Raw genomic sequence first — 17,157 nt, 5'->3', positions numbered from 1 at the left:
AAAAAAATCGCCGCTCTGTTGCAAAAAACAAAGCAGCGAGTATTAGTATAAGACAATTATTTTGTGCCGAAGATCCTGTCACCTGCGTCGCCAAGACCGGGAACGATATAAGCGTCCTCGTTGAGCTTTTCATCAAGGTTGCCTACATAAATGTCGATATCAGGGTGAGCCGTTCTCAGAGCGTCAAGACCCTCAGGAGCAGCGATTATGCACATGAACTTGATGTTCTTGCAGCCCTTGTCTTTCAAAAAATCAACAGCCTGTATCGCAGATCCGCCTGTCGCAAGCATTGGGTCGCAGACAATAACAAGTCGCTCGTTTATTCTATCAGGAAGCTTGCAGTAATACTCGTGAGGCTCGTGTGTGACCTCGTCACGATAAAGACCGATATGTCCTACCTTTGCAGACGGAACGAGTGCAAGAAGTCCGCTTACCATGCCAAGACCTGCCCTCAGGATAGGCACGATAGCAAGCTTTTTGCCGCAGAGCATAGGGAGCTTTCTTGTGGTGATAGGTGTTTTCACCTCAACGTCCTCTGTTGGAAGATCTCTCATAGCCTCATAGCCCATGAGCATTGCGACCTCTTCCACAAGTATACGGAACTCTCTTGTTCCGGTCTTTTCGTCACGCATAAGCGTTATTTTGTGCTTTACAAGCGGGTGATTGATGATATTTACGTTTCCCATTTTCCGATTTCCTTTCACAATGATTTATAAATTCGCATTTTTTGTGTGCAGTAACGTGCGAACACTGTTCGCCTCTGCAATTTTGTTATAATTATTTCTTAGCTGCGTTGCCTTTTTTCTTTGAGAGCATAACGTTTGTAAGAATGCCAAGGATAAGTGCTGCCGCTACTTCTGTGAGTGTTATATCACCGAATGTGAGTGTCAAACCGCCGATACCTGCAATGAGGATAACGGACACAACAAAGAGATTTCTGTTATCGTCAAGGTTTGCGTCCTGTATCATTTTAAGACCTGAAACTGCGATAAAGCCGTAAAGAGCGATACAAACGCCACCCATTACGCAGGCAGGGATAGAATCAACGAACGCAACAAGCGGAGTGATGAATGAGAAGAGCATACAGCCTATTGCTGCCGCAAAGATAGTTACAACAGAAGCATTTCCCGTGATAGCAACGCAGGCAACGGACTCACCGTATGTTGTGTTCGGACAGCCACCGAACAGTGCGCCTGCGATAGAACCTACACCGTCGCCGAGAAGCGTTCTTGTAAGACCAGGCTCTTCAAGGAGGTCATGGTCGATAATAGAAGAAAGGTTTTTATGGTCAGCAACGTGCTCTGCAAAAACAACAAGTGCAACCGGCACATAGGCAACAAAGATAGTTGCAAAATATGTGAAGTCGAACTCCTTAAGACCTTTCAGACCTGAAACAAATGCAAAGTCAGGCAGGCTAACAAATGTTTTCAGTGAAACGCTGCCGTCTGTGAGCATATAGCTGCTGAAAATGCTGAAATCTACTATTTTAAGTGCGTCAATATCACATATATTGCCGATAACAGTGAAAATCGCTGCGGCTGCATAGCCTGCGAGGATACCGATTATAAAAGGTATAAGTCTGAGTGTTTTCTTGCCATATGTTGAACAAAGCATTACCACTGCAAGGGTGATAAGTCCGCAGATAAGAGCCACATATGACGAGCCAACAGGCACATTGGATACAGTTTCGATGATCTCAGGTGTGCCGCTGTCTGTGGAAACTGCATACTCTGTTACCTGCTTTGTAACATCGCCTTTGAGCAGGTCGCCAACAGCATTTCCTGCAAGGGAAAGTCCGATTATAGCAACGGTCGGTCCTATTACCACCGCAGGCATGAGTTTATTGAGCCAGCCTACTCCAACAAATTTTACTACTATTGCGATAACGACATATACAAGTCCTGCAAGCAGTGCGCCTATGATAAGACCAAGCATGCCAAGTTGCATTGAAACGCCGCCTGCAAAAGCCGCCGCCATTGAGCCTAAAAAAGCAAAGGACGAGCCAAGGAACACAGGGCTTTTTCTTTTTGTAAAAAAGATATAAACTATAGTTCCCACACCTGCACCAAACATTGCAGCCGCAGGTGTAAGACCGTTTCCGATAATAAGCGGCACAGCGATGGTCGCCGCAAGGATAGCCAGCATCTGCTGAAGTGCGAACACTACCAGTTGACCAGCCTTTGGCTTGTCTGAAACATCAAAAATAAGTTTCAAAATAACACCTCATTCATATTTATTCTTTTCCCATATAAAAGGAAAAATACTTCTTTGCGATACGTTTTGACACAAACCGCCTTTTTAATTTTAACTTATAACAATATTTTTGTCAATGAGCTAAATGCCGTATTTCAGCAGGATTTTTTGTGCGTAATTGCCCATTTTCTTTGACAAAAAAGCCATTTTGCGTTATAATAGCAATTGATATATTGTATTATGTGAGGTAATGACATGAAAAATTACAGATATGTTCTTTTTGACCTTGACGGCACGCTTACTGAGTCGGGCGAGGGCATAATAAATTCGGCTGTATACGCACTGAAAAAGTTCGGCATAGAGCCTGAGATGAGCACGATGACAAAGTTTCTCGGCCCGCCGCTGAAAGACTCTTTCAGGGATTTTTACGGCTTTGATGATGAAAAATGCGAGCAGGCTGTTAAATACTACCGTGAATATTACACCACCAAGGGCATTTTCGAGAACCGTGTTTATGACGGCATTGAGGAGTGTCTTAAAAAGCTGTCAGAGGCTGGGTTTCACCTTGCGGTGGCGACTTCTAAACCGCAGGTCTTTGCGGTGAAGATTTTGGAGCATTTTCACCTTGCACAGTATTTTGACTACATAGGCGGTGCGGAGCTTGACGGCTCTAGGAGCGTAAAGGCGGACGTTATCGTGCACACTTTGAAAAACTGCAGAGTTAATGACCGCTCACAGGTGATAATGGCAGGCGACAGGCATCATGACGTGCTTGGTGCAAAAGCTCTTGGTATAGATTGTATCGGTATGCTTTACGGCTACGGCACAAGAGAGGAGCTTTCTCAGGCAGGTGCGGTGTATATAGCCGAAGCGCCTCTGGAAGCCGCAAAATGGCTTCTGGGATAAATTTGACAGGTGTACAAAAGAGCGAAAACCTATTGCAAAAGTCAAATGTTTATGATATAATAAAATAAATTATTATGTGGCGGCATAAGAAATAAGCTTGTGATCCTGCCACGATCAAGAGGAGTTGTTTTCTGTGATAAAGTTTCGCAACCACATTGGAACTATAGGTATATCCACTGGATATCTCAGACAGCTTATCTCGGATACTGCCGAAAGCTGTTTCGGCGTGGCAGGACTTAACGCCTATGGTGCAAAACAGGGCGTTTCTGCAATGCTAAAGAAAGAGAACACCACAAAGGGCGTTATAATCCGTCAGGATGGGGACGAGCTTATCGTTGACCTGCACATCACTGTGAACTACGGCATAAATGTCGGAGCTATCGTTGACAGCATCATTCACAAGGTAAATTATGTTCTGACAGAGCAGGCAGGGGTCAACGTTAAATCTGTGAACGTTTACGTTGACGAAATGAAAGGCTGAACGTCCTAGGATATCTATAACAGTATAGGAGGAAAACTATAGTGATAAACGGAGGCTTGCTGCGTGACGCTGTCATAAGTGCCGCACACAGCATATCTAACAAGAAAAAATCAGTTGACGAGCTTAACGTGTTCCCAGTACCTGACGGAGATACAGGAACTAATATGTCAATGACTATAACAAATTCCGTAGCAGAGCTTGAAAATCTCAGCGATGATACAGACTGCTCAGTTGTGGCAAGCACAACAGCTTCTGCACTTCTTAGAGGCGCAAGAGGAAACTCAGGCGTTATACTTTCGCTTATTTTCAGAGGCTTTGCAAAAGGACTTGCAGGCAAGAAGGAAATGGGTGCAAATGAGCTTGTAGAGTCGCTGGAACAGGGCGTTTCAGGAGCATACAAGAGCGTAATGAAGCCTACAGAGGGAACTATCCTGACAGTTGCAAGAGAGTCTGCGGAGAAAGCAAGAGAAATGCTCCACTCCACAAACGATCCTATTATTATAATGGAAGAAGTTTGCAAACAGGCTGAACTTTCACTGAACGAAACACCAAAGCTTCTCCCTGCACTTGCCAAGGCAGGCGTTGTTGACGCAGGCGGCAAGGGACTTCTCATTATCTTTGAAGCAATGAGAGATGTATTCAAGGGCGGCGAAATAGTAAAGGCTGATGCTCCTGCACAGAAACAGCAGGTAACAGTCGACACATTTGCGGCTACTGTTGGTCAGTATGACTGTGAGATACACTTCACATACTGCACTGAAATGATAATCACAAAGAAAGCTGACGCTGACGATTCATCAAAGCTGAGAGCTTATCTTGAAACCATAGGTGACTGCGTTGTAGTTGTTGAGGACGATGAGATAATAAAGGTACACGTTCATACCAACGACCCTGGTAAGGCAATACAGAAGGGTCTTGAATTTGGCTACATCAATCTGCCAAAGATAGAAAATATGAAGCTCCAGCACAAGGCCAGACAGAAAGAAGCAAAACAGGAGTTCGTTCCTGCAAAGCCTGAAAAGCAGTACGGCTTTGTTGCAGTTGCGGCAGGAAACGGCATTGAGTCAATGTTCAGAGATATCGGTGTTGACTGCATCGTTAAGGGCGGACAGACTATGAACCCGTCCACTGAGGATATACTTGCGGCAATAATGTCATGCCCCGCTGAAACGGTTTTCGTTCTGCCAAACAACAAGAACATCATCATGGCGGCTGAGCAGGCTGTTAAGCTTGCAGACAGAAAGGTATGCGTGCTTCAGACAAGGACTATACCGCAGGGAATGTCAGCAATGCTGGCATTTGACCCTGACGCTGATTTCAATACGAACCGCATTGAGATGACCAATGCACTTGAAAGAGTTGCCACAGGTCAGGTAACATTTGCGGCAAGGGATTCTGACTATGAGGGCCACGCTATCAAGCAGGGCGAGATACTCTGCATTGAAAACGGCAAGCTGAGCTTTGTGGAAAAGGACGTTTCAAAGGCGGCTTACAAGCTCACAAAGAAGCTTGTTAAGGGTGACAGCTCATTCATCACTATTCTTTACGGCTCAGACGTTACAGACGAGGCGGCTGAGGCACTGCAAAAGCAGGTAGCTGCGAAGTTCTCAAATCTTGATGTAAACCTTATAAACGGCGGTCAGCCTGTTTACTACTACATCATTTCTGTAGAATAAGATAACAAGGCGGGCGGCATTGAGCTGTCCGCTTTTTTGTACAATGGAGAAATTTTTATGAGTGATATAACAAAGGTTCAGTGCAGAAAATGCCTGTTGGAGGATATGGACGAAAATGATTTTCTACGTGATATGCGTTCGCACATTGCGGCATATCCTGCGGACAAGAGGGTATCGGAGGACGAATATCATCGGCGTTTGACATTTTGCAAGGATTGCGAAAAGCTTGTGGACGGAATGTGCGTTTTATGCGGCTGTTATGTTGAGCTGAGGGCGTTGAAGATAGGTATGCGTTGTGCGGATATAGACAAGAAGTGGTAAAGGCATACTGTTCATTCAGGCAAGTTCCTTCCGCCGCAAAATCGCTACGCTCTTTGCGGGTTTTACTTTGTTTAATGGGATAGGAAAAAGCGGTGCAGAGATTTTTTCTCCGACACCGCTTTATTATTTCTTTTACTGTTGTGTGCTTTTTTACTTTTCTGCACCGCTTAGTCGGCTGTCGCCGAATGAGGCTCTGCCTCATACTCCGCAGGGGCTTTGCCCCTTGACCCCACAAGCCCTCTAGCGCCGGGCTTGAGCCTGCGTTTTATCTCTCGCTACGCTCGGTGTTGGGGGCACAACTTTGGTCGGCTATGCTCATTCCTCATTCCTCACTCCTCACTTATGACATTGCCTCTTCCATTTCCTTTACAAGCTCTCCGAACATTGCAAGTGCCTCATTGATAGGCTGAGTTGTTGCCATATCTACACCTGCACCCTTAAGCAATGAGATAGGGTCAGTTGAGCAGCCGCCTTTCAGGAAGCCTATATAGTCCTTTACCGCAGGTTTGCCATACTTCAATATCCTCTGTGAAAGTGCGATAGCCGCAGAATAGCCTGTTGCATACTGATAAACATAATAGTCATAATAGAAATGAGGTATCCTTGCCCACTCCAATTTTATCTCATCATCAAGCACTATTCCGTCACCGAAATAAAGCTTGTTTAGCTGGCCGTAAAGCTCGTTCAGCCCCTCGGCTGTCAGACTCTCCCCTGCCGCTACCATTTCATTTATTTTCAGCTCAAACTCTGCGAACATTGTCTGGCGGTAAAGTGTGGTACGGAACTGTTCAAGAAAGTAGTTTATAAGATACGCTCTCTGCTTTTTATCCTCGGTATTTTTCAGCAGATACTGCATGAGCAATGCCTCGTTGCAAGTTGAGGCTACCTCTGCCACGAAGATAACGTAATCTGAATATACCACAGGCTGATTTTTATTTGAAAGATACGAGTGTATAGCATGACCCATTTCATGTGCCAGCGTAAACATACAGTTAAGTGTATCCTTATGATTGAGCAGCACATAAGGGTGAACTCTTGCACCTGCGGAATATGCTCCGCTTGTTTTGCCCTCGTTCTCGTAAACGTCTATCCAGCGGTTCTCAAAGCCCTCTTTGAGTATCGCAAGGTAATCCTCTCCCATAGGTGCAAGTGCTTTCAGGACAGTTTCCTTAGCCTCCTCAAAGGTTATCTTCATATCTGCGTCAGGAACAACAGGAGTATAAAGGTCATAGAAATGCAGCTCATCAACGCCCAAAAGCTTTTTTCTCAGTGCAACATAATCATACATATAGTGCATATTGTCATGGACGGCTTCAATAAGGTTTTTGTACACTGAAACAGGTACTTCTGTTCCGTCCAAAGCGGCTTCAAGGCTTGAATCATATCTTCTTGCCTTTGCATAGAAGTTCACCGCTTTTATCTGTGCCGACAGTGTTGCCGCACAGGTGTTCTTGAACTTGTCAAATGTGCCGTACATAGACTCGAAAGCCGACTTTCTCAGTACTCTGTCCTCGCTCTGCACCAGTGGGATATAACTTCCGTGTGTGACCTGGTGAACCTTGCCGTCCTTATCCACAGCGTCAGGGAAACGCAGGTCTGCATCAGAAAACATAGAGTAGATATTCTCAGGGGACTGACCCATTTCACCAGTGAGGGCAAGTATCTTCTCCTCAGCCTCAGAGAGGATATGAGCCTTTTTACGACGTAGCTTATCCAGCGCACGCTTATAAAGCTTCAACTCAGGCTTATCCTCATAGAATTTCTGAAGCTTATCCTCCTCGATAGAAATGATCTCAGGTGTTTCAAAGCTTCCTGCTGAGTTTACTGCAACATAAGCGTTCATAAGCTGACCGAGAAAGCCCTGATACTTTGCATTTGCAGTGTCCTCGTCAGAACGTCTTTGAGCATAGTTGCCAAGGCTGTCGCAAAGAACAGATATCTCGTCTGAAAGCTGCATAAAATCATAAAGCGTGTCAGCACTCTCGCTAAGCCTGCCCTTGAATGCCGCTATCCTCTCAGGCATAGCCTTAAGCTTCTGCAAGTCCTCCGCCCACTTTTCGTCAGTGGCATAAATATCCTCCAGTGCCCATTTGAACTGTTCAGGCACTTCACTTCTCTTAGGTATTCTTTCCTCGCTCATTTTCATGACCTCGTTTCTATAATAATAGGTATAGGCTTGTCTTGTGTGGTATTGCCTATAATTAATTTGCGTAACGCTGGTTACATTATACTCCATTGACGTACTTTTGTCAAATTAGGGCAGGTGAACTGTAAAATAATACACGATACAAATAAAAATACGCCCAGCGGCATAAAGCTAGGTGCCAATCTCCTTTGCGAGCTTTATTGCCTGCTTTTTAAACTCTTCATCATATTGTTTTCCTGTTCCCATTGATGACACACTCCTTTGTTTTTATTATACTTTGATTGTTTTGTATGTGTCAAGTTTTATTATACAGGATCACAACTATGATGTAGGAGATTCAGGGCTGATATAATCACAGCATAAGGAAAAGGGCAATGTCCTTCGTGAGTGGAAGGCATTGCCCTTTTTTCCTTTAAAAAAAAATCAGTTCAATTGTTTTTGCAGCCATTGAAGACGATACAGATCATCAAATAAAGTGTCTGCTTTGTACTGCTCCCTAAAACTATAATTTCATCATACGATACCCAATACCGATATGTGTTTGTATCAGCGCCTGACTGCTGTCACTCAGCTTTTTTCGCAGGGTAGCCATAAATACACGCAGGGAGGCTTCGCTGTTATCCGCAGGAGTTCCCCATACACTTTGGATAATGTACTTATGTGTCAGCACCTTGCCGACATTCTTGGCAAGCAGGCAAAGCAGCTTGTATTCTATCGGTGTCAAGTGAATTTCTTCATCATCAAGGTGAACACAGCCTGAAACATAGTCTATCCGTAATCTGCCATTGACAAACTCCGTGACCGAGATGTTTTCGGACTTCATAAGCCGCCTTTGTATCACCCTGAGCCTTGCGAGAAGTTCATCAACAGAGAAAGGCTTTGTCAGGTAATCATCTGCACCTTTGTCAAGGGCTGTTATCTTGTCCCTTTCCTCGCTCCTTGCACTGACTATGATGGTAGGAACATCGCTCCAAGTGCGTATATGCTCTATCACCTCAACACCGTCAATATCAGGCAGTCCAAGGTCAAGTATGATAATATCAGGCTTATGCGAAGCGCTGAGCATGATCGCTTCATTGCCCCTGACAGCAGTAATAAAGCGATAGTCATTCATTTTAAGAGTAGTTGTAATAAGATTTCTGATAGGCTTGTCATCCTCCACCACCAGAACAAGATATTCATTCATTTAAATCGACCTCTCCTATTGGCAGAGTAAAGCTGACAACTGTACCGTTTGGTATGTTGTCGCTGACAGATATAGTACCGCCGTGTGAAGTAATAATTGACCTGCACAGTGCAAGCCCCAGCCCCAGACTTCTTCTGCTGTCTGAGGAACGGCTGCCGCCCGTATAGAACATATCAAATACTTTTTCTTTTTCTTCATCGGAGATACCAGTGCCGTGATCGGACACGGATATCACAACAGTATGCGCATTTTCTCGGCGCACACTGACGGTAACATCAGAATCCTCGCCACTGTACTTGACAGCATTATCCAGAAGATTGACTATGACCTGTACGATAAGGTTCGCATCTGCCATAACGGGGATTATCTCGTCATACATATCAACAATGATATTTCGCTTTGGGTGAGTGCGTTTGGTGTGTTTGACAGCCTCCTGAACAATGTCATCAAGTATCTCTACCGAGATACTGAGCTGCATTCTGCCGTCCTCAATTCGTGTAGCGTATAAAAGATTTTCCACCATTTCGATAAGCCACATTGATTCGGAATAAATATCCGTGTATATCTGCTGACGTGCTGATTCATCAAGCGTATCGCCGCCGGAAATGAGCGTACTGGCATTGCCTGATATGGAGGTCAGTGGTGTTCTGAGATCATGGGATATGGAACGGAGCATATCAGCTCTAAGCTGTTCATTCTGCGCCAGAAGTGCCGCCTCCTCCTTTTCACGGGCATTCTGCTCGGCGATCAGGATATTGCGTTTCAGCTTATTGGCAAGCGTTCCTGCAATGAACGCTGTAATAAACATCGTCACAAATGTGACAAGATAGCCTGCATCGTGAACTGAAAGAGAAAACTCAGGATAGGTGAAGAAGCAGTTGAAAAGCATTACTCCTACTAATGATGATATCAGGCAGAAATACATCTTCGATGTAAAAATGGATATCACAAGCACAGCAATAATATACAGCATGATAATGTCCGCATCGGCAAGTTGAAATGCTTTGAATGCGTATCCGGCAAGTGTTGCGGCTGTCAGCACCACAATACATATAGCGGAGTCTTTGAACACAGAAAATGCTTTAGAGCTTTTTATAGAATTAGCAGTCATAAGGATCACCCTTGTTATTATAACATATCACTTTTGTGTTCGTCAACATCAGCTTCTGACAGGTCGTGTCCACGTCTGCTCTTTTGTATCTCCTCGATGAATTCATCTACTTTTTTCATAATATAAAAGCCGTAGAGAAACATTGCTCCTACAGATAGTGCAAGCAGAACATCTCTCACACGATCATCTCCTAGATTCTGAAACACTTCTGGATATCCCGAACCTCACCTATGACAAATGCGATGTCATCAGTTTCAATTACAGTGTCCGGTGAAGGGATAAATACCTCTTCTCCTCGTTTGATTGTCAGAATATTGATCTTGAATTTCTTTCGTATATCGATCTGTGAAAGTGACTTTCCGAACCAGTCCTTCGGTACTTTCAGCTCGTAGATCGAGTAATTGTTATCCAGATGAATAAAGTCGAGTATGCTGTCTGATGCATATTTTGTAGCGATGCGAAGTGCCATCTGCTTCTCAGGATAGACAACCTCATCGGCTCCGTTTTTAAGCAGGAATTTCATTTGTACATCATTTGTCGCACGGGATATGACTTTCTTTGCCCCCAGCTCCTTGAGCAAAGACGTTGTTTCCAGAGAGGACTGAAACCGACTGCCGAGGGCAACGATACAAACATCATAGTTTCCTACACCAAGCGAACGGAGAAATTCCTCATTGGTGCTGTCACCGATCCTTGCGTTGGTCACATAAGGCAGGATATCGTTGATATGCTTCTCATTTTCATCTACTGCCATGACCTCACACCGAAGCTCCTCCATGCGTCTGGCAATATGACTGCCGAATTGACCTACTCCGATAATTAAAACTGTTTTCATATATAAGACTCCTTACCCTACAGATATTTTTTCAAGCGGTAAGCGTGAATTCTGACTGTCCGCCGACGGCAGAGCTGCATAAATGAGTGTCAGTCCGCCAACTCTCCCGAAAAACATAAGTATCATCAGTATCACACGGGATACAGCAGACAGACCGCTTGTAATGCCGAGTGACAGCCCTACAGTACCGATAGCTGAGCTTGTTTCAAACAGACAGGTCAGCAGCGGTAGATCTTCCACTCTGCTGATAATGACACCGCTTGTAAAGAACAATACAAGATACATAAACAAAACAGCGCCTGCACTGCGGACAGTTTCGTCTGATATTCTTCTTTTGAAGCACTGCACATCATTTCTGCGGCTAAACACTGTGATCGCAGAAAGGAACAGAACAGCAAAAGTCGCTGTTTTCATACCGCCTGCGGTGGAACCTGGAGAACCGCCTATAAGCATAAGAATGACCATAATGGCTGTACCTGATTCATCCATAGCAGCGAGATCAGTTGTGTTAAAGCCTGCGGTTCGTGTTGTGACAGACTGAAACAGTGAATGGATCGTCCGGTCATGGATAGTCCCATGGTCATATTCAAAAAAGAAGAAATACAGCGCAGGCAGAACGATCAAGAAAGCAGATGTCATCAGTACGACCTTGCTTTGCAGAGAGTAGCGCCTGATCCTGTGCTTGTGTGTTCCGATATCGCCCCAGACGAGAAAGCCGATGCCTCCCGTAATAATTAGCAGCATAATGATGATATTGAGATAGATGTTGCTGTGGTAAAAGGTCAGCGATGAGAACGGTTCTTTTATGCCGAACAGGTCAAAGCCTGCATTGCAAAAAGCCGATATGCTGTGAAACAAGGAATACCACAGTCCCTTAGCGATACCAAGATCATTGCAGAAAACGGGTGCAAGCAAAGCCGCACCGATCATCTCTATGATAAGTGATGTTTTAAGGATAAAGCCTGTCAGCTTCACAATACCGCCTACCTGCGGTGCGGAGATGGATTCCTGCATCGTACTGCGCTGCCACAGACCGATTTTCCGCCCTGATGCTCTAATGATCGCAAGCCCGACGGTGATAACGCCCATACCTCCGATCTGAATTAGCATCAGAATGACCGCCTGCCCGAACAGAGACCAGTATGTAGCAGTATCCTTTACAACAAGCCCAGTCACACAGGTAGCTGAAACGGCCGTGAACATTGCATCAGGGAATGAAGTCACACACCGCTGCCTTGATGAGATCGGCAGCATCAGAAGCAGCGTACCCACCAGAATTAGGCAAAAGAAACTGATAATGATGACCCGAAATGAAGTCATATGAGTTCTGTTTTTTACTCTATTTTTATGTAACATCGTACACCTCTCGTTAAAATTATAGCTTTATTATATCACATGAGCGGTTAAAGTGCTGTTAAGATTACGGTTACGGCGTTAAGATTTCGTTAAGGCACAATATTGATGTGTGCTGCTTGCCCGTAGTCTATTGGAGCACCTGCAAACCGTTCCACACAAGTCCATATCATCATTATGGCGCACGCCACAATGACAGCATACCCTTTTGAAACTGAATAACTCACAAAGGCCTGCGATTTGCTCACACAAGCACTTCTCAGGTCTTTTCTTTTCAGACGGTTAGTTTTCCGCTCCGCAGGCTCGGACGGCTCTGAAGGGCGTTTCAGTTCGTCTGAGAGCACTGTCAAGCCGAGGTCATCGCCAATGCTCTTGGTGGTGAAGCAGAGACAGAAGAGAATGAGGACACTAATAAAAAAAACAGGCTCTTGATACAAGAACCCGTTTTCATGGTGCCGGTGACCGGGGTCGAACCGGTACGGTATCGCTACCATCGGATTTTGAGTCCGACACGTCTGCCAATTCCATCACACCGGCACATAACACTATGATTATAGCACACTTTTTTCATTTTGTCAAGCAAACTGCAAGTAAATTCTGCATTTACTCCTTTGTATATTTTCAACATAAAACATATTTGACGACTCTTGACTTTTGGAGAATTTTATGATATAATTAAAAACAAGGCAGTAAAGAAATTATTTTCTCCGTCATCGGCAATTACGGAACTGCTGCCGCAAAATAATCGGGAGGGATCTATCGTGAATATAAATGAAATGACAGTGCTTATATGCGACGATTCTATGTTCGCTCGCAAAAAGCTCGGTATGTCTATTTCTGGATTTGGAGTAAAAGCCGTTTATGAAGCAGCCGACGGTGAGGAGGCTGTTAGCAAATATAAGGAGTTCAAGCCTGACGTGGTTTTCATGGATATCATCATGCCAAAGGTAACAGGTATTGAAGCCCTCAAACAGATAATAGCAGAAGACCCTGACGCTAAGGTGATAATGGCTTCTTCTGTTGGTACTCAGAGCCATTTGAAAGACGCTCTTAAGTCGGGAGCTGTGGACTTTTTGCAGAAACCTATAGCTGATAATGACGCTCTTAAAGTCCTTGAGAACGTTGCAAAGGGGGTACTGTAAATGTTTGCGCAGTTTTTTGGAGGCTACCTCTTTAACCATAAGCTTTGTACCGCTGAGGATCTTACTCAGGCTTTCGAGGCTAAAAAGCATACAAGACTTCGCCTTGGCGTTCTCGCTATAAACGCTGGTCTTATGACAGCCGAGCAGGTGGAGCACGTCAATATCACTCAGCAGAGTGTCGATAAACGTTTTGGCGACCTTGCCGTGGAGCTTGGCTATGTTACCGCTGACGACGTTGAAAAGCTTCTCGCTCAGCAGCCTACAGATTACCTGCTCCTGGGTCAGACTCTTGTTAATAACGGTGCTCTTACCAATGCTGAGTTTGAAAAGGCACTTAAAGACTATAAGGCTGAAAATCAGATAACCGACGATATTTCAGACAATCAAACAGAAACTCTACATAACCTTATCAATGAGTTCTATCATTTTGACAATGATGAAAATGCTCGTATCTGTACGGATTATGTTACTTTGCTTTTCAAAAATCTTATCAGATTTATCGGTGACGATTTCACTCCTATGGAAGCGTCAGTTATAAAGAATTTTGCAGCAGAACATATCGTTATCCAAAAAATAAATGGAAAATATAACGCTGAGGCTTGCATTGCCACAGATTCAAAGACATATATGGCTTTCGCTGAGAGGTTTGCCAAAGAGAGCTTCACGGAGGTCGATGACTTTGTAAACGCTACAGCAGGCGAATTTCTTAACGTAAACGACGGTCTGTTTGTTGTAAATGAGTCAAACGAGCATGGCGTTGAGCTTACACTCACACCGCAGGAATTTTTGGAAAATGGTGAGCTTGCCCTGTCAGGCACTGCATTCTGTATCCCGGTGAACTATCCGTTCGGCAAGCTGAATTTCATCATTGCCACCTGATATAATTTTACAAGCACATAATATCCGCCGCTGTCCAGCTTTGTTCAGCGGCGTTGATGTTCTTTGCCTTTTTTTATAACTTTTTTTCAAAAACACTTGAAATTTCATTGGAAGTATGTTATAATAGTAAGGTAACAAAAGTTAGATTGATATGATTCAGTTATTGTTCCTCATCAATCCGAGATATAGGTGTGCGGGTCCTGTGCAATGAAACGCTGTGAACCATGTCAGGCGGGGAACCGAGCAGCATTAAGCGGTTTGTTTCGTGTGTCACAGTTCCGCCCGCACGCCCATATGTCGGATTGATTTTTTTATTTTCTTGATTGGAGTGAGAGTTTTGTATCAGGCATTGTACAGAAAATGGCGTCCAATGTCATTTGACGATGTTGTTTCACAACCGCATATTACAACTACTCTCAAAAATCAGATAAAAAGCGGCAAGACCGCTCATGCCTATCTTTTCACAGGCTCGAGAGGTACGGGAAAGACCACCTGCGCAAGAATTTTTGCAAAGGCTATCAATTGCCTTGACCCACATGACGGTGAGCCATGCCTTGAATGTGAGATATGCAAAGACGCTGACAACGGCACTCTTTCCGATATTATCGAGATTGACGCTGCTTCAAATTCTAAAGTAGACGATATCAGAGAACTGCGTGAAGGCGTTGTCTATACTCCTGAAAGATGTAAATATAAGGTATATATCATAGACGAGGTGCATATGCTTTCCGCCGGCGCATTCAACGCCCTGCTGAAAACTATGGAAGAACCTCCTCCGCATGTCAAGTTTATTCTTGCCACTACGGAGATACATAAAGTTCCTGCAACTATCGTGTCGAGATGCCAGCATTTCGACTTTCACAGGATAAGAAACGAGGATATTGTTTCAAGGCTTATGTATATTGCTTCTCAGGAGGGCTTTACCCTCCACGAAGATGCCGCAGGCATGATAGCAAGGCTTTCTGACGGTGGTATGCGTGACGCACTTTCTCTTTTAGACCAGTGCGTTGCCTATGAAAACGACATCACCCTTGACGTTGTGTCCTCAGCTTCCGGCATTGCAGGACGTGATTATCTTTTTGATATTCTCGAAAAGATAGCCGAAAAGGACGCCGCAGGCGCACTCAGGGTCGTTGACAAGCTTTATGATATGTCAAAAGATCTGAAAGTCTTGGCAGGTGAACTGCTCGCTCAGATGAGAAATGTCATGATAATCAAAACTATCGACAACAACAAGGATCTTATAACTTGTCTGCCTGACGAGTATGAAAGACTTAAAGCCCTTGCAGAACGCATGAAGCTTGACGAGATACTCGGGGATATAAATACTTTGCAGGAGTGCAGCGAGCGTTTTGCAAAAAGCACATCAAAGCGTATCGAGCTTGAAATGTGTATCATAAAGCTGTGCGGAGCTGCTCAAAAAGCAGGTGCAACTGTGCCGGCTGCATCAGGCAATGCTGAGATCACAGTGCTTCTTAATAGAATAACTCAGCTTGAGAATGCACTAAAAAATGGTGCCGTTTTGCAGACTCAACCGCAGATCACCACTCCAGCTCAGCAGGAACAAGCTCCCCCACCAAAGCCTTTTGACCCGGATTTCAAGAAAATGAAAGCAAGCGACTTCAAGCTTGTGCAGACTTGGGACAACATTGTGGAGCAGGTCAAGCAGACAAATCCTGCCATAGGCTGTTTCTTAGTCAATTCAAAGGCTTATATGTGTCAGAATGTGTTGCTTATGATAGTACACAATGACTTTTATCTCAAAAAGTTCAAAGCAAGCGGCGATGCTACGGTGCTTAATGAGATACTGAAAAATAATTTCGGACAAAACTTCACTATCAAAGTCAAATCAGCCAAAAATGTCGCACCTGAGGATACGGAAAATCCTATAAATCAGTTGCTTGACAAAGCGAAAAAACTTGATATTGAAGTTGATATAAAAAAATAATTTTGAATATAAGGAGTTTTTAAAATGAAAGCAAGACTTCCACAGGGAATGGGCAAGGGCCCTTCCAATAACATGAATCAGATGCTCAAGCAGGCTCAGAAAATGCAGGACGAGATCACAGCTCTTCAGGCAGACCTTGAGCAGAGAGAGTTCACAGGTACAGCAGGCGGCGGAGTTGTTGAGGTAACTATCAACGGCAAGAGAAACGTCCTTAAGCTTGATATCAAGCCTGAGGTAGTTGATCCAGAGGACGTTGAAACACTTCAGGACCTCGTTATGGCAGCTTTCAATCAGGCTGTTGCTAACCTCGATGAAGTAAGCGACACTGAGATGCAGAAACTCACAGGCGGAGTATCATTCCCAGGTCTGTTTTAATGGCTGAGTCAAACGCACTGCCTTTGGTACTTCTGGCAGAGCAATTTGCAAAGCTCCCTGGTATAGGCATGAAGTCCGCACAGCGCCTTGCCTACTATGTTATGTCCATGACAGACGAGGACGCATCGGCTTTTGCAGCGGCTATCACTAATGCCCACAAAAGCGTTCATCTTTGCAGTGTTTGCCAGAACTTTACTGACAAGCCAAAGTGTCCTATCTGTGCCGACCCAAGACGTGACCACACAACGGTCTGCGTAGTAGAAGACCCAAAGGATATAGCAGCTTTCGAGCGTACTAAGGAGTACAAAGGCGTTTACCATGTTTTGCATGGACTTCTCTCCCCTATGGACGACATTTCCCCTGACAAGCTTAAAATAAAAGAACTGCTTGCGAGGATAGAGCCTGAGAATGTTAAAGAAGTCATTATGGCTACCAATCCTACAGTTAATGGCGAAGCTACGGCAATTTACATTTCAAGGCTGCTGAAACCCCTTGGTGTAAAGGTCACACGTTTGGCGTTCGGTCTACCCGTTGGCGGAGTGCTTGAATATGCTGATGAAGTGACGCTTTACAAGGCTTTGGAAAATCGAAATGAAATATAAGGA

The 17,157-nt window shown here is 44.5% G+C and carries 17 protein-coding genes, 1 tRNA gene and 1 other RNA gene; 10 read left to right on the top strand and 9 right to left on the bottom strand.

The window, feature by feature from the left end; translation table 11 throughout:
* Positions 1-56 precede the first annotated feature (56 nt).
* A complete protein-coding gene (gene upp / locus AB5Z01_RS04570) occupies positions 57-686 on the bottom strand; it encodes a uracil phosphoribosyltransferase (RefSeq protein ID WP_038671163.1) in 630 nt (209 codons plus the stop codon).
* A gap of 91 nt (positions 687-777) precedes the next feature.
* Complete coding sequence (locus AB5Z01_RS04565) at positions 778-2,214, bottom strand: uracil-xanthine permease family protein (protein WP_118162559.1); 1,437 nt, start codon at positions 2,212-2,214, stop codon at positions 778-780.
* Positions 2,215-2,448: 234 nt separating this feature from the next.
* Here AB5Z01_RS04565 and AB5Z01_RS04560 point away from each other — a divergent pair, with 234 nt between their 5' ends.
* The 4 genes from AB5Z01_RS04560 to AB5Z01_RS04545 all read left to right on the top strand — a co-directional run bounded on the left by AB5Z01_RS04560 (position 2,449) and on the right by AB5Z01_RS04545 (position 5,577).
* Positions 2,449-3,099 carry an HAD family hydrolase gene (locus AB5Z01_RS04560; protein ID WP_368365352.1) on the top strand — a complete coding sequence of 217 codons (651 nt, stop codon included), beginning with the start codon at positions 2,449-2,451 and terminating at the stop codon, positions 3,097-3,099.
* A gap of 133 nt (positions 3,100-3,232) precedes the next feature.
* Entirely contained in the window at positions 3,233-3,580 is a 348-nt protein-coding gene (locus tag AB5Z01_RS04555) for an Asp23/Gls24 family envelope stress response protein (RefSeq protein WP_022288646.1), read from the top strand.
* 41 nt (positions 3,581-3,621) lie between these two features.
* Entirely contained in the window at positions 3,622-5,256 is a 1,635-nt protein-coding gene (locus AB5Z01_RS04550) for a DAK2 domain-containing protein (protein WP_022288647.1), read from the top strand.
* Between the two features lie 57 nt (positions 5,257-5,313).
* Positions 5,314-5,577: a DUF6171 family protein gene (locus AB5Z01_RS04545; RefSeq protein ID WP_117858520.1), complete on the top strand. Its 264-nt coding sequence runs from the start codon at positions 5,314-5,316 to the stop codon at positions 5,575-5,577.
* A 340-nt stretch (positions 5,578-5,917) separates the two neighbouring features.
* Here the strand turns inward: AB5Z01_RS04545 and pepF are convergent, their stop codons facing one another.
* The 7 genes from pepF to AB5Z01_RS04510 all read right to left on the bottom strand — a co-directional run bounded on the left by pepF (position 5,918) and on the right by AB5Z01_RS04510 (position 12,745).
* Positions 5,918-7,717, bottom strand: a complete 1,800-nt coding sequence (gene pepF / locus AB5Z01_RS04540; protein ID WP_287216213.1) for an oligoendopeptidase F — start codon at positions 7,715-7,717, stop codon at positions 5,918-5,920.
* 508 nt (positions 7,718-8,225) lie between these two features.
* Positions 8,226-8,909, bottom strand: a complete 684-nt coding sequence (locus AB5Z01_RS04535; protein WP_256320891.1) for a response regulator transcription factor — start codon at positions 8,907-8,909, stop codon at positions 8,226-8,228.
* Positions 8,902-10,020: an ATP-binding protein gene (locus tag AB5Z01_RS04530; protein ID WP_256320892.1), complete on the bottom strand. Its 1,119-nt coding sequence runs from the start codon at positions 10,018-10,020 to the stop codon at positions 8,902-8,904. The genes AB5Z01_RS04535 and AB5Z01_RS04530 overlap by 8 nt, the downstream gene beginning before the upstream one ends.
* Before the next feature lie 17 nt (positions 10,021-10,037).
* Entirely contained in the window at positions 10,038-10,199 is a 162-nt protein-coding gene (locus AB5Z01_RS04525) for a hypothetical protein (protein WP_195387885.1), read from the bottom strand.
* Positions 10,200-10,210: 11 nt separating this feature from the next.
* On the bottom strand, positions 10,211-10,855 hold the full coding sequence (locus tag AB5Z01_RS04520; protein ID WP_022288652.1) for a TrkA family potassium uptake protein: 645 nt from the start codon (positions 10,853-10,855) through the stop codon (positions 10,211-10,213).
* Between the two features lie 12 nt (positions 10,856-10,867).
* The gene (locus AB5Z01_RS04515; protein WP_287216211.1) at positions 10,868-12,211 is read right to left on the bottom strand and encodes a TrkH family potassium uptake protein; all 1,344 of its coding nucleotides are present in this window, start codon (positions 12,209-12,211) and stop codon (positions 10,868-10,870) included.
* A 447-nt stretch (positions 12,212-12,658) separates the two neighbouring features.
* Positions 12,659-12,745: transfer RNA gene (locus AB5Z01_RS04510), tRNA-Leu, on the bottom strand.
* A 224-nt stretch (positions 12,746-12,969) separates the two neighbouring features.
* Between AB5Z01_RS04510 and AB5Z01_RS04505 the strand changes: the two genes are divergently transcribed.
* From AB5Z01_RS04505 to recR, 6 genes are all read left to right on the top strand, one after another.
* Positions 12,970-13,350, top strand: a complete 381-nt coding sequence (locus tag AB5Z01_RS04505) for a response regulator (protein ID WP_287215097.1) — start codon at positions 12,970-12,972, stop codon at positions 13,348-13,350.
* On the top strand, positions 13,351-14,229 hold the full coding sequence (locus AB5Z01_RS04500) for a chemotaxis protein CheX (RefSeq protein ID WP_022288655.1): 879 nt from the start codon (positions 13,351-13,353) through the stop codon (positions 14,227-14,229).
* A gap of 191 nt (positions 14,230-14,420) precedes the next feature.
* An RNA gene (gene ffs, locus AB5Z01_RS04495) (signal recognition particle sRNA small type) lies at positions 14,421-14,520 on the top strand.
* Positions 14,521-14,557: 37 nt separating this feature from the next.
* Positions 14,558-16,177 (top strand): DNA polymerase III subunit gamma/tau, encoded by a 1,620-nt coding sequence (gene dnaX, locus AB5Z01_RS04490; protein ID WP_287215101.1) that lies wholly within the window; start codon positions 14,558-14,560, stop codon positions 16,175-16,177.
* Positions 16,178-16,201: 24 nt separating this feature from the next.
* A complete protein-coding gene (locus AB5Z01_RS04485) occupies positions 16,202-16,552 on the top strand; it encodes a YbaB/EbfC family nucleoid-associated protein (protein ID WP_022288657.1) in 351 nt (116 codons plus the stop codon).
* Positions 16,552-17,154 carry a recombination mediator RecR gene (gene recR / locus AB5Z01_RS04480; RefSeq protein ID WP_022288658.1) on the top strand — a complete coding sequence of 201 codons (603 nt, stop codon included), beginning with the start codon at positions 16,552-16,554 and terminating at the stop codon, positions 17,152-17,154. Before AB5Z01_RS04485 ends, recR begins: the two co-directional genes overlap by 1 nt.
* Positions 17,155-17,157: the final 3 nt, after the last annotated feature.

The sequence above is a fragment of the Ruminococcus sp. RTP21359st1_H3_RTP21359_211015 genome (assembly GCF_040909065.1).
Lineage (GTDB): Bacteria > Bacillota > Clostridia > Oscillospirales > Ruminococcaceae > Hominimerdicola > Hominimerdicola aceti.
This window is presented reverse-complemented; position numbering and strand designations above follow the sequence as displayed.